Here is a 24679-nt window from a genome sequence, read left to right as displayed (position 1 = left end):
GATACCTTCAGCTAAGAATCCGGCTCCGGCGCATTTGATGCCTCCCCAACCCGGCATAACCCCCCGGCGCACACAACCACTCAAGGATCTCTTATGATGAACACCCCCGTACCCGGGCTCGTGCCTTCCCCCGCCCCGCAGGAGGCTACCCTGCACCCGCAGGCGGTACAGGTGCGTGCCAATCAGCCCGCCGACCCTCACGCCATGCTAGGAGCCTTTGAGCAGCTGCTGGGTGGGTACGCGGCGGGTGCTGGTACGGAGAGTGCAGAGGCGGAAAGCCCGGGCTCCGAGGGCGTAGAGGCTGTGGACCCTATTGCCCTGGTGGTGGGCACCTCCGGATCCACCGGAACCCCCAAACGCACCGCACTGACCGCGCGAGCTCTTGCCGCCAGTGCGGCAGCCACCGAGAACTTCTTCGGCTCAAACTCCGATGCTGCCTCGCAATGGCTCCTGGCCCTTCCGGCGCACTATATTGCCGGTGCACAGGTGCTCGCCCGCTCCGTACTTGCCGGTACCGCCCCAGTCATTGCCCGCTCCGTGACCGAATCGGTGCACTTTAGCCCCGAAGTTTTCCTGCAGGCGGTTCAGCAGATGAACTCAGCACGCCGGTTTATCTCCCTGGTGCCCACCCAGCTCCATAAGCTCCTTGAAAGCGCGGACGCCGACCCGCACCTGGGCTCTGAGATTCACGAGGCACTCGGCTCCTTCACCGGAATCCTGCTCGGAGGCGCCCCCGCCAGCGCTGACCTGCTCGCCGTCTCCACCACGCTGGGTCTGACCACGGTGACCACCTACGGTAGTGCCGAAACCGCCGGCGGTTGTGTCTATTCCGGCTCTGTTCTGCCCGGTATGCGGGTGGAGCTCGTGCCCGAAGAAGGTATGCCCGCCGTGCCGGATATTGAGGGGAAGCCCGCACAGGTTGGTCGTATTTGGATCAGCGGCACGCACCTCGCCAGCGGCTACATTGGCGATACCGCCCGCACCGCCGAGCACTTCTTCACCGCCGCTAACGGCACCCGCTGGTACCGCACCGACGACTACGGTCGGTTGGCTCCCGACAGCAACAAGAACTGTAGCGAGCAGCGCCTGCAGGTGCTCGGCCGTAGCGACGACGTGCTCATCAGCGGAGGCATAAAAATCTCCGCCCGCGCCGTGGCAACCGTCCTCGAAGAGCATCCTGCCGTACGCGAAGCCTGCGTAGTCGGCCTACCCGATGCCCGCTGGGGTACCGCCATTGCCGCCGCGGTCACGCTGGTACCCTCTATCGATACCGTAGCTGCCTCTACCGAGAATAGCCCCGCCCTAAACGAAGAACTCTGCACCCTGCTACGTGCCCGCTGCACTGAAAAGCTCGGCGCCCCCGCCGCACCCAAGCAGCTGAGCATCCTGCCGGATTTCCCTCTTACCAGCACCGGCAAGCCGGATCGCGCAAAAATATACAGTATCCTGGACAGAGACTATCGTCAGGGCTAAAGCAGGCTCATCCGCGGGTTTTCACCCCGTACACGCAACCGCCCGCACGCCCTAACCGTCACCGTCACAACACCCACGCATCATACGCACTTAGACCCGGAAGGAACCCCCGTGGCAACTGCCGCCCAATGGATTGAAGGCGCTCGCCTGCGCACCCTGCCGCTCGCCGTCGCCCCCATTATTGCCGGCTCAGCTGCCGCCTACGAGATCAACGAGTTCAAGCCACTCTACGCGTTCTTGGCATTCCTCGTAGCGTTCTTCCTGCAGGTCGGCGTGAACTACGCCAACGACTACTCCGACGGCATCAAGGGCACCGACGAAGACCGCGTGGGTCCGCTACGCCTCGTCGGTTCCGGCGCGGCAAGCCCCCGCTCCGTCAAGTTCGCCGCCTTCGCCTGCTTCGGTCTAGCGATGCTTGCGGGTCTTGCCCTGGTGGCACTGGCGAACCAGTGGTGGTTCCTGGCGATTGGCGCCTCCAGCGTCTTTGCGGCGTGGGGCTACACTGGTGGCAAGCATCCCTACGGCTACATGGGCCTGGGCGACGTGTTCGTCTTCGTCTACTTTGGTCTAGTCGCCACCCTGGGCACTCTCTACACGCAGGCGCACACCCTGACCCTGCTCGGCTGGGTTGGCGCTATCGGCGTTGGTCTGATTTCTTGTGCCTTGCTGATGGCTAATAATGTGCGTGACATTCCCACCGATATTGAGGCGGGCAAGCTGACCTTGGCGGTCCGCCTGGGCGAACGCTGGTCGCGCATCACCTACATTGTGGAGATGGCCCTGGCACTGGGTCTGGTAGTGCTTCTGCTCGATGAGAACCCCTGGTTCCTGCTAATTTTCCTGCTGGTCGGCCCGACCATCCACTCCTGCTTGACCGTGTGGACACGCGGCGGCCGCGAGCTGATTCCGGTCCTCAAACAGGCGGGTATTGTGGCGCTCGTGTACTCCGTGATTCTTGCCCTCGCCGTATGGCTGGGTTCGCTGGATATTATTAGCCACGAAATTCAGGTGTTCACCGGATACTAAGCCGACGCACGAATCTGCACCGGATTACCGCGCTGTTACGCCGCTAGCGGGCACCCGGTTCATAGTTCCGCAATAACGCGGCGGTATGTCATAGTAGTGCTTATGATTCGAGCCATGCTGATTATTGGCGGCGCCGCCCTCATCGTGGGGCTGACCCTATACACCTTCTTGGATGCCGTCCGCACCCCCGCACACGAGGCGCGAACCCTGCCCAAGTGGCTGTGGATTCTCGTCACCCTGTTCTTCCCCATGGTGGGCCCGATCATGTGGCTCATCCTGGGCCGCCCCAAGGCACAGCCCGCAGCAGGCGCTCCTCGCCCCAGCTTCAGTCAGCGACGCAACACCCCGGTGCCCCCGGTATCTTCCCCCGACGACGATGAAGAGTACCTGCGCTGGCTCAAGGCAAAAGCAGAACGCGAACGCCGCAGCCGCCAAGCAGAATCGAACAACAAGCAGGGTTCTGATCATAAGGATTCCGAACCTAATGACCCCGAGCTTAAGGATCCTGAGCATAGAGATCCTGGGGACGGCACCCCGACTCAGGGTAACGGGCAGAACTAGTTAAGACAGCTAGATTTGTAGCTCCTGTGCCCCTCAAGGTTTACAGTAAGAGGCTGTGAGCACATCCGTAACGGATATGCTCACAGCCTCTTACTACGCTCAAAAACAGCTTCAGGAACTAGCTACCAGGTTTGTTAGCTGCCGGGCAGCTGAATCACACCACCGTACAGCGGCGCAGCAGGCTCCGAATACTCCACAAAATGCGGCATCTCATGCTCAAAATCAGTGGTGCTAAACGCCAAAGTCGTAATCGACGCCAGGTTACACTCACGGGCACGCGGGTCATGTTGAAGCATGCGACCCTCAACACCCAGGCGAGTAATCCAAATCGGCAGCTGGTGCGACACAATAATCGCCTCCGCACCCTCACCGCCGCGCTCATAGGCGGTACGCGCCGCATCCTGAACAGCCGCAGCCATACGGCGAATCTGGTCCATGTACGACTCACCCCAGGAGGGGCGCGCCGGGTTGTACAGCTTAGTCCAGTGACGCGGGTTCCTCAGCAGCTCCTGCGAGTTCACGTGCAGACCCTCAAAGTAGTTATCCGCCTCAATGACGCGCTCATCCGGCTGCGCAGTCAGGCCCAGCAGCTTTTCAACCGGGGCAGCAGACTCACGGGTACGCTGCAACGGCGAGCAGACTAGATGCACGAAACGGGTGCCGCGCTCAGCACGAGCCGCAAACTCCTCAGCGCTCAGACGCACCATCTGCTGGCCCTTATCGGACAGACGGTAGCCGGGCAAACGGCCGTACACGATACGCTCGGGGTTGTGCACCTCGCCGTGACGCATGAGGTGAACTTTAATGGTGGAAGTTTCAGTCATAATCCCAGTCTCTCAAATAGCGCGCCCCACCCCAAACAGGTGACCCGCACATACGCTCTACAAATACAAAAACACGACATAAAACCCAGCCCGCAAAACCGCAGGAACATAAAAACCCCGCCTCTCCATACGGAGGGCGGGGCAAAAGAAGTCTTTTTACTTCTTGTTGCGGCGCTGGTGGCGGGTCTTGCGAAGCAGCTTGCGGTGCTTCTTCTTGGACATACGCTTGCGGCGCTTCTTGATAACGGAACCCATAGGATTTCCTCACTTTACTCGTACCCGGCCGAGCCATTCGACTCGGTAGCTACCCGGGGATATTTATACCGGTATAACCGATCCAAAACGCATTTTAGGCACAGAAATACCCTTGCGTTTTAGAGCGCTACCTACCTAGAGTACTAGGTTTACCCCCATTTTCACCATTCGAGAGCGACTTTTCAGGAGTTTTTCCCTGAATTTCCGCTTTTCCCACGGGTATGTCGAGGGTATATGCGGGTCAAATTGGGGATTCGGCAGCCCTAACGACGCTTCTTCTTAGACTTCTTCGAGCCCTTAGCGCGGCCATGAGACAGCACCGAACCGGAAGAAGCTACAGCAGTGCCCTCAGATATGCTCTCCTCAGTCTGGGAGTCGACCTCTACCGGCTCCTCAGCCGATTCCTGCGCGGGGTTATATTCCTCAGCAGGTTCTTCAACCGGCTCTTCTACAGAACCCTCCTCAGCAGAGCTTTCCGCTGCGGCTTCTTCCTCAGCCGCCACGTGCAACGCCTTCAAACGCTCAACGCGCTCAGCCTCGGCACGAGCCAACGCCCCCACACCCACAGCGGACTTCTCAGGCTTCGCCTCGGTGTTAGCCTCGGGTTGAGCCTTCTCAGTACTATCCTCAACCTCAGGCTCGTAGACATCCACACCGAAGAAACGCTTCATCTTGGAGAAGATGCCGCGGTACTCCTGCACCGGCTCATCATGCGGAAGCTTCTCATAGGTGTCGTGGATGGTCGCTGCCGCCTCAAGACGGGTAGGTTCAGCAGGCTGAACGGCGGGCGCCTCCTGGCGCGCCGGAGCACGCATAACATTCTCCGGCTCAGTCTCCGCAGGAGCCGCGGCAGTCACAACAGCCGCAGGACGCGCGGTACGGGCAGGCGCAGTCAGCATCTTGCTACGATCCACCGGCTTAATGATGGTCGCACGCACCGGAGAAATGATCTGACCGCTACGACGACGCGGAGCCGCCGTAGAAGCACGCAGAACCTTTGCGGGGCCCTCAGCCTCTTCCTGCGCGTACGCGGCAGAGACGCTCGGCAACTGACCGTTGAGAGTCCGCGAGCTGAGAGTCTGCGAGACAGGAGCCTGGGCGGCGGGTGTCTGGGCACCAGATACCGAAGCTGCAGAAGCAACGGGGGCGGTGCTACGGCGCGGGGTGCCAAAGCTCAGCGGCACATCCGGGCTCACCGAATGAGCGGCAGGCTGTGCGGGGGCTGCAGAAGCCGCAGCAGGTGCGGCCTGAGACGCAGCGGGACTGGAGCGTTCCACCTTGTCAAAAGTATAAATATCCGCACCAGTTGTAGTATCAGTCGGCTCGGAGGGAACCTCAGACACCGCCTCATCGCCATGGGCAACCTCGTGTTCAGACTGCTCAGACACCGCAGCAGAAACCTGAGTCGGCTCAGCAGATGCCGCAACAGGAGCATGCGGGGCAGGCAATGCCCCCACATCGGCGAAGGACGCATCGTCCTGCATCAAATCATCAAAGTCATCGGTGGTAAACTCATCCACATCAACCGGCGCAAATTCAGAAGCAACCGGCTCACCCGGCAGACCGTTCGCAGAGGTCGCCTCCTGCTCCAAATCAATACCGGCATCGGAATACATGCCGCGCAACTGAGCAATCACCATGGCACGAGCCGTCGCCGAATCGCCAGCCTTCAAAGCCTCCGCAATAGCGCGGCTCTCAGCACGCAGACGTTCCACAGCACTACTCCACAGCGGCATGCGACCCACCAGCGATAGCATCGACTCAAAGCTCGGTTGACGCACCGACGCGAGCATACCCACCAGCAGTTCATTCCCCGCACAACGCATCACCTGGTGGTGGAAAGTCAGCAGAAGCTCCAGGAAATCACGAATCGACAGGTCGAAATCTTCCATCTGCGCCAGGACCTCGTCCATCTCCGCGAAGGAGGCGGTCTTCGGGTCAATACGCGCAATCGCCCAGCTTTCCAGCAAAATACGGGTCTGCACCAGATCGCGAGTCGGGTAACGCGAGCTGGACATGTGCAGGCGTAGAGCAGCACTCGCCGCGGAAGCCGGCTCCTCACTCAAATGCACAAGAATTTCCTTACCGCGACCGTTGTACAGCTGCACCAAATCCATATCTTCCAAGGTGCGTAGAGCCTCGCGGGTACGGGAACGATTCACACCAATAGCGCGCGCAATTTCACTATCACTAGGCAGGTCCTGGCCCAGCTGAATGTTGCCCTCGAACAGTTCGTTCTCGAGCCAGCGCAGAATTTTACGATGAATAGCCACGTGAATGCGTCTTTCGGTCAAAAAGTGAGTGAAAGTGTGTGCGTTTTACAGAGAGTTAATATCGGAAGCGATTGGCGGGGCAGTCCCCAGCCGCCTGTCTTAGCGGCGGCGGCCACGCAGGAAGCCGAACAGGCCACCGCGGTGGTTGTCCTTCGCCTCAGCACTGTTCGCCTCAGTGTTGGGGCGGTACACAGAATCGTAGGAGGGCATGGTCTGATACTCGGGCTCCTCAGCAGAGGTTTCAGCCTTAGCAGACTCACCCTCGACAGACTCATCATTGGCAGGCTCGACCTTACCGAGCTCAGCCTTCTCAGTAGATTCTACCGGCCAAGCTACTTCCTCAGCAGATTCAGCCTTCACAGGTTCAGCATTCATGGGCTCTTCTGCCGCGGCTTCATCCACTACGTTCTTCTCAATCACAGACTTTTCAGTTGCAGAATCCTTAATTGCAGATTCCTCAGCTGCACATTCCTTGCGTGTTGTCTCTTCCCTGACGGATTCAGCGGGTGCAACAGGCTTCTCAACAGCAACCTTTTCGTCGGCGACCTTTTCAGACGCAGCAGCCTCGGGGGTGGCAGCAATAGGCTGAATCGAACCACCCACAACCGTGGAAGGGTCGACACCATAAGACACCGCAGCCGCAGACTGAGCGATTACCACCGGATTCTCCGCTACCACGGGCTTAGCCTCAGCAGGCGCCGCGGGGGTCACCCCAGCGTCGTACCCGTAGGATGCGGGAGTGAAGGGGCGCATCGGGGTGCTATCCACTACCTCTTCCTGCGAGGTGGGCTCAGCAGCCCCTGCCTTCTCAACGACAGGTTCGGAAGCGGCACTATCAGCAGTCTGCTCCGCAGGGCGCGAGTAGATACGCACACTGGGGGTCAGGTGCTGTGCGCGGACGCGCTGAATACGAGCCTGCTCGATTTCCTCGGGGGTGGGTGCCTCAACAGCGAAAGTCTCAGAGTCGGTCTCCGCGGTTGCGTTCTTCTCGGATGCAGCAGGTGCAGTTGTAGCTGGTACAGTTGCGGCGGGCGCAAGATTCTGAGTGGGTTCTTCAACTTCGGGCTTCGGAGCATTCTTTTCAGAGGTATTCTCGACCGGCTTCTCGCCTGCGTTCTCAGCCGTCGCCTTATCGGAGCCAGACGCAGTTACGCCACCGGGCAGTGCCACGGGTACGTGCGCCTCATTGGACTGGCGCGCAATCTGAACGGTCTCATTAATCCACTCGGTCACGGTGGCGAATACATCCGGGTTCAGGGAGTAGAGGCGACGCTGTCCTTCCACGGTCACGGAGACCACATCTGCATCACGAAGGACTTTCAGGTGCTTCGAAATGGTCGGCTGGCTCATACCCAGCTTTTCAACCACTGCACCCACCGTGTGGGTTTGCTCAGCGAGAATACGCACAATTCGGCGGCGAGTCGAATCCGCGATGACAGAAAAAACATCAGAATGCATATAGCGATTATGACATATAAAGTGGCGTCTCAAGCTTAGAATGAGGCTGATACAGAAATTACCTTCAAAAATTCTGAATAGCCCCTGAGCACTAGCCCAACATGAATTTCTGAAAGGGAGAAAAGCATGAAGTGTCTATCACATCTAATGTTGATTTCCTGTATCTCATCCCAGGCATATGCGAACCAACCAGCCTCTCAATACTTATATAGCTAATGCAGAATATATAGTTTTCGTGGTTCCACCCACAAAACCAGTCACACGCCTTCTCCAAGCTCACATATTTAGCCCCAAACCACCAAAGCCTCAACCCCCTCAGCAGGCACCCAGCGCGATACACTAGAAGGCGTTAAACACAGGCTCAAACCGCCACCCAACGTACCAACACCCAGACACCGCTGAAGGAGGCGCATGGGACGCATCATCCGCCGCACCCGGCGCCGACACCACCACCCCCAGGGCCAGCTCAACCGCCGCTGGGATACCCTCAGCGGCACCACCTCCGAGCCTCAAAAGCAGCAGACTCGCCAAAGCCGCCGCGACCGTCTCGAAGCTGAAAACCTCAGTATCCTCACCAGCGTACCCGGCATTAAGCTCGACCGCATGCCCGCCCTGAGCGACCACACCCACGAGAGTCCCGATGCTCAGCACAAACGCAACCTGCTAGAGCTCGACCGGAAAACCCTCGAACGCTTCCGCGACTTCATCGACTCCTCTGTTCTGGCGTCCCCCTCGCGCACCGCAATCAGCGCCTTCATCCTGGTCATTAGCTTCTTCACCATCATGCTGTCCCTGCCAATTTCTTCGGCAGACGGGCAGCGCATCGCGCTACACAACGCAGTCTTCACCTCAACCAGCGCGGTCACCGTGACCGGTCTGACCACGGTCTCCACAGCAGATCAGTGGTCAACCTTCGGTCAGGCAATAATTCTTCTCGCCTGCCAAGTGGGTGGCCTGGGCACGCTGACCATCACCTCCCTACTCGCGCTGGCTATCGGCCGCAAAATGGGTCTGCGCACTAAACTCATCGCGCAGGAAGACCTCAACATCAGCCGACTCGGTGAGGTCGGCGGCATCGTCAAAGCAGTAGCGTACGCATCTTTCTCCATCGAAGCGTTCATTGCTATGCTCCTCACCCCGCGCTTCCTCGCGCTCGGTGAAGCACCACACGAGGCTCTATGGCACGGCGTTTTCTACGCCATCTCCGCCTTCAACAACGCCGGATTTACCCCACACTCGGACGGTATCGTACCCTACGGCCACGACCTGTTCATTCTCGGACCCATCTGCGCCGCCGTATTCCTGGGTTCACTCGGGTTCCCCGTATTCATTGCGATTCAGCGTAGCCCCTTGCACCCCTCACGCTGGCAGCTGACCGCAAAACTGACCGTGGTCACAACCCTCTTCTTCTTCGGTCTTGGCGCCTTCTTCTGGGGTCTTTTCGAATGGAATAACCCCGCAACCATCGGCTCCTACTCCCCCGGCGATAAAATCCTCAACGCCATCTTTGCCTCCGTGATGATGCGTTCGGGCGGGTTCAACCTAGTTGATATGGACACCATCACGCCCGTCTCCACCCTGCTGACGGACATGCTCATGTTTATTGGTGGCGGCTCTGGCTCAACCGCGGGCGGCGTGAAGGTCACCACCATTGCCGTGATTGCTCTGTCCATCCTTGCCGAAGCGCGAGGCGACCAGAAGGTCGTCGCGTTCAACCGCACCATCCCCGAGTCATCCCTACGCATTGCTATCTCGGTGCTTGTTATGAGCGCTACCATGGTGTGTATCGGCGCAGCGACTCTGGTTATGATTAGCGGCGCAGACCTCAAGGAAGTCATGTTCGAGGTCATCTCCGCCTTTGGCACCTGCGGCCTATCCAGCGGGCTCTCCTCAAGCCTGCCACCTGCGGGCGTGTACGTGCTCAGCGTGCTCATGCTTATTGGCCGTATCGGCACGACCACCGCCGCAACCGGCTTGGCGATGCGTTCACGCCGCCGCCTCTACAAGTTCCCCGAAGAAAGGCCCACCATTGGCTAGTGCACATAACGCCCCCGTCCTCGTGATCGGTTTGGGCCGTTTCGGTGCTGCTGTTGCCGCGCAGCTGCGTGTGCAGAATAAAGAGGTCCTCGCCATCGAGAAGGACCCCGAACTGGTACAGAAATGGTCCGGCGTGCTGACCCACGTGGTCTCCGCAGACGCGACCGATATCAACACCCTGCACCAGTTGGGTGCTGACGAGTTCGGCTCCGCCGTCGTGGGTGTGGGCACCTCCGTGGAGGCGTCTGTGCTGATTACCGCAAACCTCGTAGACATTGGTGTGGAGCGTATCTGGGCGAAGGCTATCACCCCCGCACACGGCAAGATTCTGGAACGTATTGGCGCACACCACGTGATCTACCCGGAGGCGGATGCCGGCCGCCGCACCGCGCACCTCGTCTCGGGTCGATTGCTGGACTACATTGAGTTTGATGACGACTTCGCGATTGCGAAGATGCGCCCGCCGAAGGAAACCCACGGCTTCACCCTCGCCGAGTCGGATATCCGCTCCAAGTACGGCGTGTCCGTGGTCGGCATTAAGTCCCCCGGTGAGGACTTCACCTACGCGGACGCGACCACCAGCATTCACTCGCGCGACATTCTGATTGTGTCCGGCCAGGTGGATTTGATTGAGCGTTTCGCGGCACGCCCCTAAGAATATTTTTCCTCGCTACCTTGAGGAGCCCGCGTTTGAGCAACCCGCGAATAGACACAGAAAACAGCCTCTTCCCGTTCTGCCGGGAGGAGGCTGTTTTTTCTATAGTTTTACCCAATCAGAGGGATGCTACCGGGCAGTATTAGTCCCCGCTGGTTAATTCCCGCTGATTAGTCCTCGTCAGCGGTGTACAGCTGACTCATTTCCGCCGAACGGGTGGTGCAAGCGCGCATCGCATCATTGGTCAGCTGGAAGAGGCCACCGTCCACGAAGGTGTTCAGTGCACGCTCGGTGGTGCCGTTCGGGCTGGTCACGGCGCGACGCAGGGCGGGCGCATCCGGGTTGGTATCGAGCAAGAAACCCGCTCCGGCGACAGTTGCGCTGGCAAGCTTGAGAGCGGTCTCATGATCCAGACCGAGCTCCGCGCCCGCGGCAGCCATCGCCTCCGCGAGCAGGAACGCGTATGCCGGACCGGAACCGGAGACAGCGGTGACCGCATCCATCTGGTCCTCGCGAACCTCAACGACCAGACCGACGGTGCCCAGGATCTCTTCGACGAGCTTCTTCTGCTCATCCTTCACGGATTCGGTGGTGGAGATCGCGAGCACGCCCTTGCCCACGGAGGAGGGGGTGTTCGGCATGCAGCGAATAATGGGCTGACCTGCAGGAAGGCACGCGGCGAGGGTTTCGAGGGTCACACCAGCAGCAACGGACACCACGACAGTATTCGGTGCGAGAGCGGGCGCAATATCGCGGGCAAGCTCGACGATGCCGTAGGGCTTCACGCCGAGCAGCACGACGTCTGCGTGGGCGGTTGCCTTGTGGTTGCCGTCTGCTTCGCCGCCGGTAGTGATGATTTCGACCTTGTCGCCAAGGCGCTGTGCGAGGGCGGCGCGAGATTCTTCGCTACGCACGGTGGCGCGGATGTGGGCGGGGTCGTGGCCTGCAGCGAGCAGACCTGCGGCGATGGAGCCGTTCATGGAGCCGGTGCCGAGAAAAGCAATAGTTGCGGTCATCATTGATCCTTCCTAATGGGGTGCCTGCGCCGGATGCCGGCAGGCGTGCCGCCGGTGTGTTCCGGGGGCTACTGTTCGGTGCGCGGCGGGCGCGTGGAGGCGTACCCTTCCAGCATAGCGGGTGCGGCTACGGGCATGTGACCTGGCTCGTGTTTCTTCCGCGTTTTCTGGGCGGCAGACTCACTCTGCGTGCCCCCACCATGTACCGCCCCATTTCTCAGCTTGTGGCCCGCCCACGAGCCGTAGAACGCGCGGGCGTAGAATGAAAGCAGCTTCAGCGGCAGCAGTTTTGTGCCGGGTATGAAGCGCCCAACCAACACACGACACCCCTCATTTTTCTATGTCTTCCCATACTGCTTCCTCCTCAAATAGCCCGCATATTCCTGCGGGTTCCCACTCTTTTTCGTTTCGCCTCCTGATGGGGCTGACCCTTGCCGCACTGGTCACGGGCGTGTTCAGCGGTCTGGGTGCAATTGCCCTGCACTATGTTCTGGACTTTATGCAGGAGCTGACTTTCGGTCAGGCCGAGGGACATCACCCGATGGTCACTGACGGCGCTGACCCGGCACGCCGCGCCTTGATTTTGGCGGCATTGGGCCCGTTTGTGGCGTTGGTGTGGTACTACCTGCAGTCGGGCGGTCGGCGTGTAGTCGGCGTGAATTCGCAGATTGCCGGTGCTACCGAGGAGGACCGTACCCCTTCGCTGTGGCAGCAGATTTCGCATTCGGTGATTCAGATTGTTGCGGTGGGTGCGGGTTCCCCGGTGGGTAAGGAGGTCGCGCCTCGTGAGCTGGGTGCGCTGGCTGCGGGTCGGTGCGCGTGTTTTCTGGAGCGTGGGGGTGGTACTCGCCCGGATGGTGCCCCGCTGCTGGGTGATCGTGAGCGTCGTCTGCTGGTGGCGGCGGGTGCGGCGTCCGGTTTGGCGGCGGTGTATCAGGTTCCGATTGGCGGCCTGGTGTACCTTGTGGAGGCGATGGCTGCGGGTTTGAGCCTGTGGTCGCTGTATGTGGGTGCGGTGACGGTGTGGACGGCGACGGTCACGGCGAATCTAGTGATTGCAAATGAGCCGACGTACCCGGTGCCGCAGCTTCCGCTGGATGCGACGACGCTGACGGTAGCGGCGTTGACGGGTGTGGTGTTGACTCCGTTGGCGTTGGGTTTTAGGGCGTTGTCGCAGCGTGCGGAGAAGATTAAGGCGAAAGACCGTTCTCTTTTGTGGCGTATTCCGGTGGCGTTTGCGCTGGTCGCGGTGGTTTCGCTGTGGATTCCAGAGATTCTGGGTAATGGTCGTCTGCTGACTCAGCACACTTTTAATGAGGCACTGGCGGGCGGCCTGGGTGCTGGGGCGGTAGGTTATGTGGCGGCATTGACTGTTGCGAAGGCTGCCGTGGTGGTGTTGAGCCTGCGTTCAGGTTCGTATGGCGGTACGTTGACGCCGGGGTTGGCGTTGGGTGCGGCGGTTGCGTTTTGTGTGGCGGCGCTGGTGCTGTGGGCGTTCCCGGGTTTGGGCGGGGTGCCGGGTGGTGCGTCGATGGTGTTGTATGCGGCGGCGTTGACGGGTACGGCGGCATTTTTGGGTGTGTCGATGAATGCGCCGTTGTCTGCGTTGACGTTGTTGATTGGTTTTACGGGTCAGGGTGCGAGTGCGTGGTTGCCGATGGCGGTTGCGGTGGGTACGGCGGTGCTGACCCGCTGGGCGTGGACGCGGGCGTTTGGTGCTAAGAAGTAGGTTCTGACAGGTGGCGGGCGGCCCCGGATGCGTGTGTGCGTCCGGGGCCGCCTGCTTTTTAGACCGAGGTTTTCGATAGGTTAGTGTCTTCTCCGTGGGTCTTTAACCCGCATTAAAGTCACTAACCTATCGACGAAAAGGCAAGGCATAACCCATAACCAGCTCTCACCTACCTGACGCAGCCGGAGATTCCGGTCATAGGTTACGGATTTATGCCATAGGTTAGCGTCTTTGGTCGTAGTTAAAAGCCATGGTCGAAGACGCTAAACCATGGCACAAATGCTGCACGGGTTACAGACCAATAGCGAGAAGCCACATGTGTTTACCCTTGCGGATGCGTAGGCTGGGATTCTTCTTGAATATCATAATTCGGCGTTTGAGTGTCTTTACACCCCCGCTACTCACCCAGGAGGGTCTTCGGGTTGACCGGAGTACCCGTACCCTCCGCCAGATGCTCAATACGCTTCAGGATCAGGCCCTCACGCAGCGCCCACGGGCACACACGCATCGTCTCAATGCCGAACGCCTCCATCGCCGCCTCCGCAGCAATAGCGCCCGCCAACATCTGCTCCGCACGTGCCTTCGAAACACCCGGCAAATCAGCACGCTCAGACACCGTCATCGCCTCCATGCGACGAGTCCACAAACGCAAATCCTGCAGATGCATCTCACGCTTCACATGCGGGCCCGCCGAATACGGCGCCGCACCACAAATACGCGCCAACGAACGGAACGTCTTCGACGTACCCACCGTCATATCCGGCGCACCATAACGCAACAGATTCTCCGCCACCGGGGCAATCTGCTCACGCACATACTTACGCAGACGCTTCACCTGCTTCGGCTTCGGCGGCTGCTCATCAAAAAACTCACGCGTCAAACGGCCCGCACCCAACGGCACGCTCATCGCCGCATCCGGCAACGCATTCGTGCCCGTCGAGAACTCAAACGAGCCGCCACCAATATCAAAATCAAGGATGCGGCCCGCACCCCAACCCTGCCAGCGGCGCACCGCAAAGTACGTAATCGCCGCCTCCTGGTCGCCCGAAATACCGTTCAGGCTCACACCGGTCTGCTCACGCACCTGATGCAGCACCGCCGCACCATTACCCGCCTCACGGATAGCGCTCGTGGAGAACGCCAGCAGGTCCTCCGCCTCATTCTCGATAGCGAAGTCGCGGGCACTGGTTACGAAGTGGGTCAACGCATCCGCACCTTCCTGCGAGATATTGCCCTCAGCGTCGAGGTACTGCACGAGCTGCAGCGGAATCTTGTGCGACGCGTACGGCTCGGGGCGCGCTCCAGGGCGGCCGTCAATCAGTAGCAGGTGGACCGTATTCGACCCGACATCCAGAACTCCCAGGCGCACGATGCGCTCCCCTCCCCCCCCGCCGCGCGGCGGGATATTGTCTGTGTGCGGTACCGCAGGTGCGGCGCCTCTTCCAGTCTGTCAGAGGCGCGGCTCACTCCGCAAACAATCCGGGCGGATGCCCAGCATCAGCACAGCGCAAGCCTAAGAAACACGGCGCGGGCACAAAACGCGCCGGACCTCCGAACGCGCCAGGCACGCATTCCTCGGGTATCCGTTCCCCGGGCATGCAAAAGACGCAGGAGGTGCCCCACCCCTACGCGGGGAATCAGGGGCGCATCCTGCGCCTTCAGTTCAGATAGAACTACGCTCGGCTACTCGGCGGTCTTCTTCGCCGCGGTCTTACGAGTGGTCGTCTTCTTCGCGGTAGTGGACTTCGCCGCAGTCTTGCGGGTAGTCGTCTTCTTAGCGGCAGTGGTCTTCTTCGCGGCGGTCTTACGCTTGACCGGGCCCTTCGCACGCTTGTCAGCAAGCAGCTGCACCGCACGCTCGTGGGTCAGAGACTCCACCGACTCCGCACGCGGAACCGTAATGTTCGTAATACCGTCGGTGATGTACGGGCCAAAGCGGCCGTCCTTTACCACGATCTTCTTCTCGCTGACCGGGTCCACGCCCAGCTCAGCCAGCGGAGGCTTAGCCGCCGCACGACCGCGCTGCTTCGGCTGGGAGTAAATCTCCAGCGCCTGCTCCAGCGTAATCGTGAAGATCTCGTCCTCGCTGCCAATCGAGCGGGAATCCGTGCCCTTCTTCAGGTACGGGCCAAAGCGGCCGTTCTGCACGGTAATTTCCGCGCCCTCAGCGTCGGTACCGAGTACGCGCGGCAGGCTCATCAGCTGCAGTGCCTGCTCGAGGGTCACGGTCGCCAGGTCCATGGACTTGAACAGGGACGCGGTACGCGGCTTGACGGGCTTCGGCTTCTTCTTCGGCTTGGGCTTGCCGTTCTTGTAGTATTCGGTCGGCTGCGCGTCCAGGTACGCCTGAATCTGCTCCTCAGTCATCTCTTCGATAACTTCGGTGACGTAGGGGCCGTAGCGGCCGTCGCGTGCCACAATCTGGTTGCCGGAGACGGGGTCCACGCCGAGCACGCGGCCGTCGGACTTGCCCTGTTCGAGCAGTTCACGTGCCTTCGCTTCGGTCAGTTCGTCCGGTGCCAGGTCGGCGGGTACGTTCGCGCGGATTGGTTCGGTCAGTTCGCCGGTCTCGGTGTCGAGGGTGCCTTCGGCTTCCAGGTAGGGGCCGAACTTGCCCACACGTAGCACAATGCCGTCCGCAATCGGGATGGAGTTGATGCTGCGGGCATCAATCTCGCCGAGGTTGTCGACGATGGGCTTCAGGCCGCGCTTGGAGCCACCGCCGAAGTAGAACTCGCCCAGCCATTCGACGCGAGATTCTTCGCCGCGTGCGATGCGGTCGAGGTCTTCTTCCATCTGCGCGGTGAACTCGTAGTTCACGTAGGGTCCGAAGCTGGATTCGAGCAGGCGCACCACGGAGAACGCGATCCAGGATGGAATCAGCGAACCAGAAGGAACGTTCACGTATCCGCGGTCCATGATGGTCGAGATAACCGCCGCGTAGGTGGACGGGCGGCCAATGCCCAGCTCGTCCAGGGTCTTCACGAGGGACGCCTCGGTGTAGCGCGGGGGCGGCAGGGTCTCGTGACCGGCGGGCTCAATCGCCTCGGCGGTCAGTGCCTCGCCGGTGGTCAGGTTCGGCAGGCGCTTCTCAGCGTCCTTCGCCTCACGCTCAGCCACGCGGGATGCGTCAACGCCCTCCTCGTAGGCGGCAAGGAAGCCGCGGAAGGTGATGACGGTACCGGATGCGGCGAACTCGGCGTCCTGGCCGTTAGATGCCACGGCGCCCAGGCGTACGGAGGCGGTGGAACCGGTCGCGTCAGCCATCTGGGAGGCGACGGTACGCTTCCAGATTAGTTCGTAGAGGCGGAATTCATCGTTGGACAGGGAGCCGCGCACAGCGTCCGGGGTGCGGAACGTGTCACCGGCGGGGCGGATTGCTTCGTGGGCTTCCTGGGCGTTCTTGCTCTTGGAGGTGTACACGCGCGGTGCGGAGGGCACGAACTCGGCGCCGTACAGCTCGGATGCCTGGCGGCGTGCGGCGGAGATTGCCTGCTCGCTCAGTGCCACCGAGTCGGTACGCATGTAGGTGATGTAACCGTTTTCGTAGAGGCGCTGCGCCACCTGCATGGTCACGCGGGAGGAGAAACGCAGCTTACGTGCGGCTTCCTGCTGTAGGGTGGAGGTGGTGAACGGCGCTGCCGGGCGGCGCTTGTACGGCTTGGTCTCAACGGAGCGCACCGAGAACGCGGCGGGCTGCAGGGCTGTGGCGAGAGCACGGGCGGCTTCCTCGTTCAGGTGGGTGACCTTGGAGGTGTTGAGGGTGCCGTCGTCGGCGAAGTCCTTGCCGGTGGCGATGCGGTTGCCGTCTACAGCGACCAGCTTGGCGTCGAAGCCTTCGGAGGATGCGGTCAGGAAGCGTCCGGACAGGTTCCAGTAGTTGGCGGCGACGAATGCCATGCGTTCGCGTTCGCGCTCAACAACGAGGCGGGTTGCGACGGACTGCACGCGACCTGCGGAGAGGCCGCGGCCGACCTTGCGCCAGAGCACGGGGGAGATTTCGTAACCGTAGATTCGGTCGAGGATACGGCGGGTTTCCTGTGCGTCAACCAGGTGCAGGTCGATGTCGCGCAGTTCACCGAAGGCACGCTGAATGGCTTCCCGGGTGATTTCGGGGAAGGTCATGCGGTAGACGGGTACCTTGGGCTTGAGGACTTCCTTCAGATGCCACGCAATGGCTTCACCTTCGCGGTCACCATCGGTTGCCAGGTAGAGCGCATCTACTTCTTTGAGCTTGCGCTTGAGTTCGGCGACCTTTTTCTTTTTATCGGGGTTGACCACGTAGTAGGGTTCGAAGTTCTCTTCAACGTTGACAGCGAACTTGCCCACGGGGCTCTTTTTGAGGTTTTCGGGCAGTTCGGAGGGCTGCGGAAGGTCACGGATATGGCCCATGGACGAGTCGACAAGGTAGTCCTCGCCGAGGTAGCTGCTAATGGTTTTGACCTTGGAGGGAGACTCCACAATCAGCAGGGCTTTTCCGGTCTTTGCCTGAGCGGGCACGGCACTCCTCTATCTGTGTATTGAAAAGCTACATATTCAACCATAACCTACGCTGGCGCTTGTGAGCGTCGGCAGGTTGTGATGTACGTGGGTGAGTGGTGGGTGGGGATGTAGTTTGTGTTGAGTTGATGTGGTGCGTTCGGGGCATTTCATGCGGCGAGCGCGCGGTGTCCCGGCGCGAGGCTAGCTGACCCGGTTCTGGTTTATGTGGGCCGGGAGTGTTGAGCTTGCATGAGTGCGCGGGGTACTCGGTACATCATACGGTACCGGAGCGGTGGTGTGTGCACGGGTACTGGAGCGCACCGCACCCGCTTACCTGCGCTTCTAGCTGGTGAGAGTGTCAGAGTCTGGGTGGGTTCCGTCCAGGTATGCGGGCAGCAGCGGGTATTCGCGGCCGTACACAGTCTGCGGCACGATACGCACCCACTGCATTTCGTGGGTTTCGGAGTCTGGCAGGTCGAAGGTGCGCACGATCTGCGGGGTCATTTCCGGCGGCAGCCAGTGGGCTATACCGACCACGATGACGGAGCGGATGCCGTCTTCGAGGGTTTCGTCGATTTCGAAGGCGACGCGGCGGCTGACCACCACGGAGGAGAACTTGTTGCCGCGGGTAGTGCGGATGTAGATTTCCTGTTTGCCGTCTTGGTGGGCGATGGCGTAGAGCACGGGCAGCACATCGACGTGCTGTCCGTCAGTGAGGATGAGGCGGCCGAGAGTGTTCGCGTGCAGACGCTCCCAGCACTTGTCGACGCTAATACTTTCATCGGGGTACAGGTTACTCATGGTTTCAGTGTATGCGATGGGGTGGCTGCTCTTGGAGTAGGTTACAGTTTTGGTCAGCAAGTGGAGCGCTGTTCGAGTGCGTAGAATGGTGTGCATGACTATTTCTGCCGCCACTTTCGCTCCCGAGTACGCCGCTGTTGCGGATGCTCCCCGCAGCGATGATTACGCCCGCCTGACCCGCATCCGTGAACGCCTGCTGGCGTTGAACTACAGCTATGACGCTGTGCAGGAGCTACTGGGCGTTGAGGCGGCTGAGGCATTGGCTCGTGACCAGGTGGTGCCGGGCCTGTGGCGTGTGGAGCAGATTCTGCGCGGCGATTACAGCGTGGAGCAGAAGAACCTGGCGCGCCTGCTGGCGTTTTTCCTGCTGGCTCGCCCGCTCACTGAGGCTGAGGCAACCGAGGTTTTCGGCAAGGCTCTGGTTGATTTCGAGGATGCCGCGCTGATTGAGCGCGACACTGCGGATTCTGCCCGCTGGACTGCAAGCGTTGATGTGCGCCCGCACGCCGCCGATGACGGCACCGAAATCTTTGTTGCCGCTGACCTGGCTGCGCATCAGCGCCCCGGCATCCTCCGTAAGGATCACGTGCTCGGCATTGGTCAGGCCTCCCTGACTCTTGCGCAGATTACCGAGCGCGCCCCCGTCAAGCGTGCTCTGGATGTGGGTACCGGTTGCGGTATTCAGACATTCCACCTGCTCGCACACGCTGAGCATGTGACCGCCACCGATATTTCGGAGCGTGCCCTGGCGTTCACCCGTTTTAATCTGCTGCTGAACGCGCAGACGCTGAACATTGATCCGCAGAACCCGCAGGCGCGCGTGAGCCTGCGTGAAGGTTCCCTGCTGGAGCCGGTTGCCGGTGAGCTTTTCAATCTGGTGGTGTCGAACCCGCCGTTCGTGATTACCCCGCGTGTTGCCGGTGAGAACGCACAGGAGCAGTTCACCTACCGTGACGGCGGCCTGCCCGGTGACGAAATTGTGAGCACGCTGGTGCGTCAGCTGCCGTCAGTGCTGGTGCCCGGTGGTCGCGCGCAGATGCTGGGTAATTGGGAGATTATTCGTGATTCTGAGGACCCGGAAGCACCGCGTCCGTGGGATGAGCGCCCGCGCGCCTGGGTTACTGACGGCGGTGCAGAGGCGTGGTTTATTCAGCGTGAGTCGCTGCCACCGGGTTCTTACGCAGAGACCTGGTTGAAGGATGCGAGCGAGAACCGCGACCGCAGCCACTACGAGCAGACCTACGTGGCGTACCTGAACGACTTCGCCTCCCGGAACGTTCATTCTATTGGTTTCGGCATGATTTGGCTGCGCCGCCCGACCGAGGCGACCGCGGCAGGCGTGACCGAGCCCCTGCAGCGTTTTGAGGAGATCACCTACCCGATTCAGCAGCCCATCGCCCGCGCCCTCACTGAGTCTGTGCGCCGCTACGACCGCCTCGCCGCCATGGACGATGAGGCAATCCTCACCGCACACCTGGAGGTCGCCGAGGACGTCACCGAGGAACGCCACGGCCGCCCCGGTGCCGAGCATCCCAGCGTCATTTTGTTGCGTGCTGGTTCGGGTCTGTGCCGCACCCAGTTGCTCTCCACCGAGACGGCGGGCTTTGCTTCGGCGAGCGATGGTGAGCTTGCCGTGGGTCAGATTGTGGCGGCTCTTGCCATGCTACTGTCATGGCCCGAATACGATGAGGCTGCCGCCGCGGCACGCGGTACGCAGGAGCAGCATCCGCGCGACACTCTGCTGCACGCGGTGCGTGAGCTGGTGCTCAAGAGCTTCTTGCACTTTAGTGACGAGCACGCGGGCGCAGAATCGGCTGGTGAAAATGCCGCTGAGGCACATGCGGCAGAAGCGCAGGGCTAGGCGTGCGTATTTGGTCCCTTCACCCCTGCCTGCTCGATCGGCGCGCCCTGGTCGCTTGTTGGCGTGAAACCCTGCTGGCGCAGAAGGTTCTGCGGGGTCTGACTCGCGGGTACACGAACCATCCGCAGCTGATTCGTTTTCGTGCCCATCCGCAGCCGCTGGAGGCGGTTGCCGCCTACCTGTCCGGACTGGCGGATGAGGCGGATGCCCGCGGCTACTCGTTCAACCGCGCACTGATTGGTGCGGGTAAAGATGATGCGGGCGAAAATAGCTCAGATGAAAATAGCACAGGCAAAAACTGTGCTGACAAAGGCACTGATAAAAACAGCGCCGACAAGACAGAAAGCCCGTACGCTTCGGTCGCACTGATTCCCGTTCCTTTGGGTCAGTTGGAGTACGAGCTTGCCTTTCTGCTGCACAAGGTGGCGGGGCGCGACCCCGAGTGGGAGCACCGGTTGAACAAGCGCCTGGCGGCGCGCGGCGAGCTGGCGGCGCGCGGCGAGCTGGCGGCGTGTGCGCATCCGCTGTTCGAGGTGGTTCCGGGCGCTATTGAGCCCTGGGAAAAGACGAAGGACTTTTAGACAGAAGGATTTCTAAGAAGGTGAGCATAGTAATGCCCCGGCGGAACCCTTGCGGGGGCCTGCCGGGGCATCGCTGTATGTGTGGCTAAGCTGTATGGAAACAAGCATCTCAGCGCATTACAGAGCGCTGGAAACAGCTTGGCACGGGGTCTACCTCAGGGTCTTTACCCCAGGACCTTCACCTCAGAGTCTTTACTTGGTGGTTAGTGCGGGCTTATTCTCCTTCACGATTGCGTCAAGCATCTTCAGGTTGAAGTCCACACCCAGCTGCAGTCGACCCGCCGCAATGAGATCGGCCATGGCGGCAAGTTCAGCCATGTAGAGCGGGTTTTCGTAGCGCATATCTGGGTTGCAGCACTGGCTCTTCATCGTCGGGTGACGGGTCAGTCGTCCTCGTCTTCGAGGTCCTCTAGCACTTCGAACGGCGACTCGACGTCGCCGCGCCAGGCCTCCAGGCCTTCGCGCACCGCGAGCACCGCCACGACCAGCGCCGCGACCGAGTCAGCCCACCACCAGCCGAACAGGCTGTCGAGGACGAGGCCGATGAACACTGCACCGGAGAGGTAGATGCACAGGATGAGCTGCTTGGCGTCGGCCATCACGCTCTTGGAGCTCAGCTCCCGCCCGGTGCGGACCTCAATCCACGCCAGCAGAGGCATGACGACCAGGCTCAGCGCGGTGATACCGAGACCCAGCGGGCTGTGGTCGGGGCCCTCCTGACCGACCAGGGCCAGCACCGCGTCGATCGAGACGTAGGCCGCCAGCGTGAAGAACGCGATGCCGATGGCCTTGACGGTGACCGTTTCCCACCGCTCAGGGTCCTTGCGGGTGAACTGCCAGGTGACGGCCGCGGCCGAGAGTACCTCGACAACCGAGTCGAGCCCGAAGCCAATGAGCGCCGCGGACGAGGCGAGGACGCCTGCCCAGACTGCGACGATTGCCTCGATTACGTTGTACGTGATCGTGAAGCCGACGATGAAGCGGACGCGCCGGTGCAGCATCGCGCGGCGTGCGGTGGTCAGAGTCTCGCTCATGCTCCCGCCGCCGTTCCACAGCAGCCCGACACCGAGCATGCCGGGTCGATGCACGGCGCGGCCTCGTCCACCGCGAGCGTGACGTCGATCAGGGACGTCAGTGCCGCGGCGAGGTGCGGGTTGGCGATCTCGTAGCGCGTCTGGCGGCCCTCGGGCTCGGCGACGACGATTCCGCAATCGCGCAGGCAGGTCAGGTGGTTGGACACGTTCGAGCGGGTCAGCTCCAGCTCGCGCGAGAGCACGGCTGGATAGCTCGGGCCGCCGAGGAGGGTCATCAGAATCCGGGAACGTGTCGGGTCAGCCATGGCGCGGCCGAGCCGGTTCATGACGTCGAGGTGTGAAGCAATAGTCAGCATACGATGACTATACAGTGATAACTGACCGATTGTCCACTTGTGCGGGCTGCCGCACGTGCTCCGCACCCTTGCCCTCGGGAGGCGGCAGAGTTCGCGCTCATCAGCAACCACCGCCCATCACGGAAGCGACGGCGGCGCGCGGCGAGCTGGCGGCGTGTGCACATCCGCTTTTCGAGGTGGTTCCGGGCGCTATTGAGCCCTGGGAAAAGACGAAGGCTTTCTAGACAGGGGGACTTAGAACTTCTGCATCTAAAAACCTTTGCACAAGCTTTTAAAGCGCGGTAAAGCCCCGCTCCCAAACGATGGGGGCGGGGCTTTTACGATGGCAACAGAGTGCTGTCTACTACACCGGGTAGCGCCGGAGCAAGTCACGTATGACACGCGATGCACCCGGACCCTATCGACTGAGTGTGAAGGTACAGGGCTTGAAAACCATTATGTTTGCGCGTAATCTGACAGATCGTTAATTACTGTCTGCGCCGAACGTCGGCTCCAATATATTCCCTGTTGTATTCTCTTCAGTCGCCCTAATGTAGAGGATGTACCCTCTGGATTAGCAGTGACGAATAGTCGAGGTAGTCTGCAGCTCGTTATTCAGCTGAACGGCCGGCACCTCAGCACCCGAGTAGGTGATGGTAGCCGAATCCACCTGCGAGGTCAGCGTGAAGCTATTGAAACCGTATGCACCGTTAACCTGAATCACACCGGGCAGAATAAGGACCTGGCCGTAGTACTTAGTACCGCGCTGGGTCAGGGTGTAGTCCTTGCTGGTGGTGTAGGTAATGGTGCCGGTAAGGCTTGCGGTACCGTCGCCGTTATCCTTGACGGTGGGTGCAGAAGCAGCCCAAGTGCCAGCCACGTTCGCGTTATCCAGGTAGGTAGCAGTGGGTGCCGGCAAATCGGCCGAGCGGCCAGTAAGAGCCTTAGTCCACTTCTGGGTATAGCGCCCAAGACCAATGTCCTTGAGGGTATACTGCCAGTAGCCGGTGGTCGGGACCACTACGGTCACCTGGGTGCTAAAGCGTGCGCCTGCCTTCAGAACCGCCTTAGAACCGGGCACGTAACCGGTACCGGTCTTTACCGCAGTGGTGGGCACAGAGAACCAGAAGCCGGTCGAGCTAACATAACCACCGTTAACACCGCTACCACTGTTGGTCACGGGAGTGTAGCTACCCGCACCAACCTTCCCCTGGCCATTGGCGGCGCAACCGTTAGAATTGACGTTCATGGTCGGGGTGTAGGTACCACCGTTAGCCCAGTATGCCTCAGGGCTGGTGGGGCCATTAAAAGGACCGTCATCGCTCTGAGAATAACCGACAAAACCGCCGTTACAGATAGTGGTCACGAAGAGACCGTATTCACTGCCAGCGGTGTTACCGGTGCTCGCCGCGTATGCCGGAACGACGGCGGATGCAGCGATAACGGGGGTCGCCCAGGCTGCACCGGCAGCCAACTGGCGACGGCTCAGACCGGACTGCTGAGCCTCGGTGGACGATTTTTCAAGGGTCATGAGGAGTAGTCCTTAATCTTGTACGTTGAGTGATAATTCACGATGCGCTACCGAAGATGCTCCGAAGGGCAGCCGTAGGAAGAAATGCTCGCCCGCAAGATCATTTTTATCCTTAGGTGAGCGTCTGGCTTACCCACTCCGCAATGCATGATTATCGCTGGAGAATCCTGGGTGGCGTATTAACAATAGACAAAATCCAACGATATTGAAAGTGCATTATGATGTGTTGGTGAAAATAATTTGCATTACGCGCCTTGAGCGATTTATTTTCACCAGGGAAGATGCGTGGCTTTAATCTGACATGCAATACATAACAGCCCTTCACCGGGAACCTAAACCCAAATAAACCCACAAAACCGCCCCCCATCCCCTCAGAAAACCAACATTGACTTTTAAGTAAAGGGGGAAACTTTTTCTACCTCTATGATATTCATCACTTACCACCTGTTGAAGTTAAACATCCTTCAACAAGCTTGCCCTACATCACTCAATCACCAAGTCAGATGACTTTATGAAGCATAACCTACTCCCTATTTTAAATGATTCAAGGGCATGTCATAACAGGATCAAGCCCCCCTGTAGTCCTGACCCATTTCCCATACATCTTCAACCCTCACCCGACCATTCAACCGCCCCAATAGCACGCAAGCCGCCCCCGGAATCCCGGCTCCGAGGGCGGCTTTCAATAAGAAAAATTCACTCAAGATAAAAATCGTAAATCTGCATACAGACAACAAATGATATCGA

At 60.2% G+C, this 24679-nt stretch carries 19 protein-coding genes and 1 pseudogene; 8 read left to right on the top strand and 12 right to left on the bottom strand.

The window, feature by feature from the left end; genetic code table 11:
- Positions 1-93: 93 nt before the first annotated feature.
- The 3 genes from ACUXHH_RS01595 to ACUXHH_RS01585 all read left to right on the top strand — a co-directional run bounded on the left by ACUXHH_RS01595 (position 94) and on the right by ACUXHH_RS01585 (position 3060).
- Positions 94-1473 carry an AMP-binding protein gene (locus ACUXHH_RS01595; RefSeq protein ID WP_458390683.1) on the top strand — a complete coding sequence of 460 codons (1380 nt, stop codon included), beginning with the start codon at positions 94-96 and terminating at the stop codon, positions 1471-1473.
- Positions 1474-1584: 111 nt separating this feature from the next.
- Positions 1585-2499 carry a 1,4-dihydroxy-2-naphthoate polyprenyltransferase gene (locus tag ACUXHH_RS01590; RefSeq protein ID WP_279740794.1) on the top strand — a complete coding sequence of 305 codons (915 nt, stop codon included), beginning with the start codon at positions 1585-1587 and terminating at the stop codon, positions 2497-2499.
- A 102-nt stretch (positions 2500-2601) separates the two neighbouring features.
- Entirely contained in the window at positions 2602-3060 is a 459-nt protein-coding gene (locus ACUXHH_RS01585; protein ID WP_458390682.1) for a PLD nuclease N-terminal domain-containing protein, read from the top strand.
- A 134-nt stretch (positions 3061-3194) separates the two neighbouring features.
- Here ACUXHH_RS01585 and ACUXHH_RS01580 read toward each other — a convergent pair whose 3' ends face one another.
- From ACUXHH_RS01580 to ACUXHH_RS01565, 4 genes are all read right to left on the bottom strand, one after another.
- Positions 3195-3884 (bottom strand): histidine phosphatase family protein, encoded by a 690-nt coding sequence (locus tag ACUXHH_RS01580; RefSeq protein ID WP_279754815.1) that lies wholly within the window; start codon positions 3882-3884, stop codon positions 3195-3197.
- A 156-nt stretch (positions 3885-4040) separates the two neighbouring features.
- On the bottom strand, positions 4041-4139 hold the full coding sequence (locus ACUXHH_RS01575; RefSeq protein WP_005504750.1) for a 30S ribosomal protein bS22: 99 nt from the start codon (positions 4137-4139) through the stop codon (positions 4041-4043).
- Between the two features lie 263 nt (positions 4140-4402).
- Complete coding sequence (locus ACUXHH_RS01570) at positions 4403-6412, bottom strand: FadR/GntR family transcriptional regulator (RefSeq protein WP_279740800.1); 2010 nt, start codon at positions 6410-6412, stop codon at positions 4403-4405.
- A gap of 99 nt (positions 6413-6511) precedes the next feature.
- A complete protein-coding gene (locus ACUXHH_RS01565; RefSeq protein WP_458390681.1) occupies positions 6512-7870 on the bottom strand; it encodes a metalloregulator ArsR/SmtB family transcription factor in 1359 nt (452 codons plus the stop codon).
- A 411-nt stretch (positions 7871-8281) separates the two neighbouring features.
- On the opposite strand from ACUXHH_RS01565, the gene ACUXHH_RS01560 reads away from it, so the two are divergent.
- Together ACUXHH_RS01560 and ACUXHH_RS01555 are read left to right on the top strand one after the other, a co-directional pair.
- On the top strand, positions 8282-9907 hold the full coding sequence (locus ACUXHH_RS01560) for a TrkH family potassium uptake protein (RefSeq protein WP_458390680.1): 1626 nt from the start codon (positions 8282-8284) through the stop codon (positions 9905-9907).
- A complete protein-coding gene (locus ACUXHH_RS01555; protein WP_458390679.1) occupies positions 9900-10562 on the top strand; it encodes a potassium channel family protein in 663 nt (220 codons plus the stop codon). The genes ACUXHH_RS01560 and ACUXHH_RS01555 overlap by 8 nt, the downstream gene beginning before the upstream one ends.
- Before the next feature lie 170 nt (positions 10563-10732).
- Here ACUXHH_RS01555 and proC read toward each other — a convergent pair whose 3' ends face one another.
- Complete coding sequence (gene proC, locus ACUXHH_RS01550) at positions 10733-11578, bottom strand: pyrroline-5-carboxylate reductase (protein WP_279740811.1); 846 nt, start codon at positions 11576-11578, stop codon at positions 10733-10735.
- Positions 11579-11918: 340 nt separating this feature from the next.
- On the opposite strand from proC, the gene ACUXHH_RS01545 reads away from it, so the two are divergent.
- Complete coding sequence (locus tag ACUXHH_RS01545) at positions 11919-13307, top strand: chloride channel protein (protein WP_458390678.1); 1389 nt, start codon at positions 11919-11921, stop codon at positions 13305-13307.
- A gap of 397 nt (positions 13308-13704) precedes the next feature.
- On the opposite strand, the gene ACUXHH_RS01540 is transcribed toward ACUXHH_RS01545, so the two are convergent.
- From ACUXHH_RS01540 to ACUXHH_RS01530, 3 genes are all read right to left on the bottom strand, one after another.
- Positions 13705-14676, bottom strand: coding sequence for a Ppx/GppA phosphatase family protein (locus tag ACUXHH_RS01540; protein ID WP_458390677.1), 972 nt, complete (start codon positions 14674-14676; stop codon positions 13705-13707).
- A gap of 314 nt (positions 14677-14990) precedes the next feature.
- A complete protein-coding gene (topA, locus tag ACUXHH_RS01535; protein WP_458390676.1) occupies positions 14991-17807 on the bottom strand; it encodes a type I DNA topoisomerase in 2817 nt (938 codons plus the stop codon).
- A 324-nt stretch (positions 17808-18131) separates the two neighbouring features.
- Positions 18132-18590: a pyridoxamine 5'-phosphate oxidase family protein gene (locus ACUXHH_RS01530; protein WP_458390675.1), complete on the bottom strand. Its 459-nt coding sequence runs from the start codon at positions 18588-18590 to the stop codon at positions 18132-18134.
- Positions 18591-18684: 94 nt separating this feature from the next.
- Here ACUXHH_RS01530 and ACUXHH_RS01525 point away from each other — a divergent pair, with 94 nt between their 5' ends.
- Positions 18685-20451, top strand: a complete 1767-nt coding sequence (locus ACUXHH_RS01525; protein ID WP_458390674.1) for a DUF7059 domain-containing protein — start codon at positions 18685-18687, stop codon at positions 20449-20451.
- 2 nt (positions 20452-20453) lie between these two features.
- A complete protein-coding gene (locus ACUXHH_RS01520; protein WP_458390673.1) occupies positions 20454-21032 on the top strand; it encodes a pyrimidine dimer DNA glycosylase/endonuclease V in 579 nt (192 codons plus the stop codon).
- A gap of 258 nt (positions 21033-21290) precedes the next feature.
- On the opposite strand, the pseudogene ACUXHH_RS01515 reads toward ACUXHH_RS01520, so the two are convergent.
- From ACUXHH_RS01515 to ACUXHH_RS01500, 4 genes and pseudogenes are all read right to left on the bottom strand, one after another.
- Positions 21291-21377: pseudogene (locus ACUXHH_RS01515) on the bottom strand (luciferase); the annotation flags it as partial.
- Between the two features lie 38 nt (positions 21378-21415).
- On the bottom strand, positions 21416-22066 hold the full coding sequence (locus ACUXHH_RS01510) for a cation diffusion facilitator family transporter (RefSeq protein WP_458390672.1): 651 nt from the start codon (positions 22064-22066) through the stop codon (positions 21416-21418).
- Positions 22063-22422 carry a Cd(II)/Pb(II)-sensing metalloregulatory transcriptional regulator CmtR gene (gene cmtR, locus ACUXHH_RS01505; protein ID WP_049327487.1) on the bottom strand — a complete coding sequence of 120 codons (360 nt, stop codon included), beginning with the start codon at positions 22420-22422 and terminating at the stop codon, positions 22063-22065. The genes ACUXHH_RS01510 and cmtR overlap by 4 nt, the downstream gene beginning before the upstream one ends.
- A gap of 553 nt (positions 22423-22975) precedes the next feature.
- Complete coding sequence (locus ACUXHH_RS01500) at positions 22976-23932, bottom strand: amino acid oxidase (protein ID WP_279754798.1); 957 nt, start codon at positions 23930-23932, stop codon at positions 22976-22978.
- Positions 23933-24679 lie beyond the last annotated feature (747 nt).

The sequence above is a fragment of the Rothia sp. 110740021-2 genome (genome assembly GCF_054263775.1).
Note: the sequence above shows the minus strand (reverse complement) of the source record. Positions and strands in the feature narration are given on the sequence as shown.

What these genes read in the sequence shown, in the direction of transcription:
- proC (WP_279740811.1), bottom strand. Translation starts at nt 11,578, where the DNA reads ATGACCGCAACTATTGCTTTTCTCGGCACCGGCTCCATGAACGGCTCC.
- ACUXHH_RS01525 (WP_458390674.1), top strand. Translation starts at nt 18,685, where the DNA reads ATGACTATTTCTGCCGCCACTTTCGCTCCCGAGTACGCCGCTGTTGCG.
- ACUXHH_RS01595 (WP_458390683.1), top strand. Translation starts at nt 94, where the DNA reads ATGATGAACACCCCCGTACCCGGGCTCGTGCCTTCCCCCGCCCCGCAG.
- ACUXHH_RS01575 (WP_005504750.1), bottom strand. Translation starts at nt 4,139, where the DNA reads ATGGGTTCCGTTATCAAGAAGCGCCGCAAGCGTATGTCCAAGAAGAAG.
- ACUXHH_RS01580 (WP_279754815.1), bottom strand. Translation starts at nt 3,884, where the DNA reads ATGACTGAAACTTCCACCATTAAAGTTCACCTCATGCGTCACGGCGAG.
- ACUXHH_RS01510 (WP_458390672.1), bottom strand. Translation starts at nt 22,066, where the DNA reads ATGAGCGAGACTCTGACCACCGCACGCCGCGCGATGCTGCACCGGCGC.
- ACUXHH_RS01585 (WP_458390682.1), top strand. Translation starts at nt 2,602, where the DNA reads ATGATTCGAGCCATGCTGATTATTGGCGGCGCCGCCCTCATCGTGGGG.
- ACUXHH_RS01545 (WP_458390678.1), top strand. Translation starts at nt 11,919, where the DNA reads ATGTCTTCCCATACTGCTTCCTCCTCAAATAGCCCGCATATTCCTGCG.
- cmtR (WP_049327487.1), bottom strand. Translation starts at nt 22,422, where the DNA reads ATGCTGACTATTGCTTCACACCTCGACGTCATGAACCGGCTCGGCCGC.
- ACUXHH_RS01560 (WP_458390680.1), top strand. Translation starts at nt 8,282, where the DNA reads ATGGGACGCATCATCCGCCGCACCCGGCGCCGACACCACCACCCCCAG.
- ACUXHH_RS01530 (WP_458390675.1), bottom strand. Translation starts at nt 18,590, where the DNA reads ATGAGTAACCTGTACCCCGATGAAAGTATTAGCGTCGACAAGTGCTGG.
- ACUXHH_RS01565 (WP_458390681.1), bottom strand. Translation starts at nt 7,870, where the DNA reads ATGCATTCTGATGTTTTTTCTGTCATCGCGGATTCGACTCGCCGCCGA.
- ACUXHH_RS01500 (WP_279754798.1), bottom strand. Translation starts at nt 23,932, where the DNA reads ATGACCCTTGAAAAATCGTCCACCGAGGCTCAGCAGTCCGGTCTGAGC.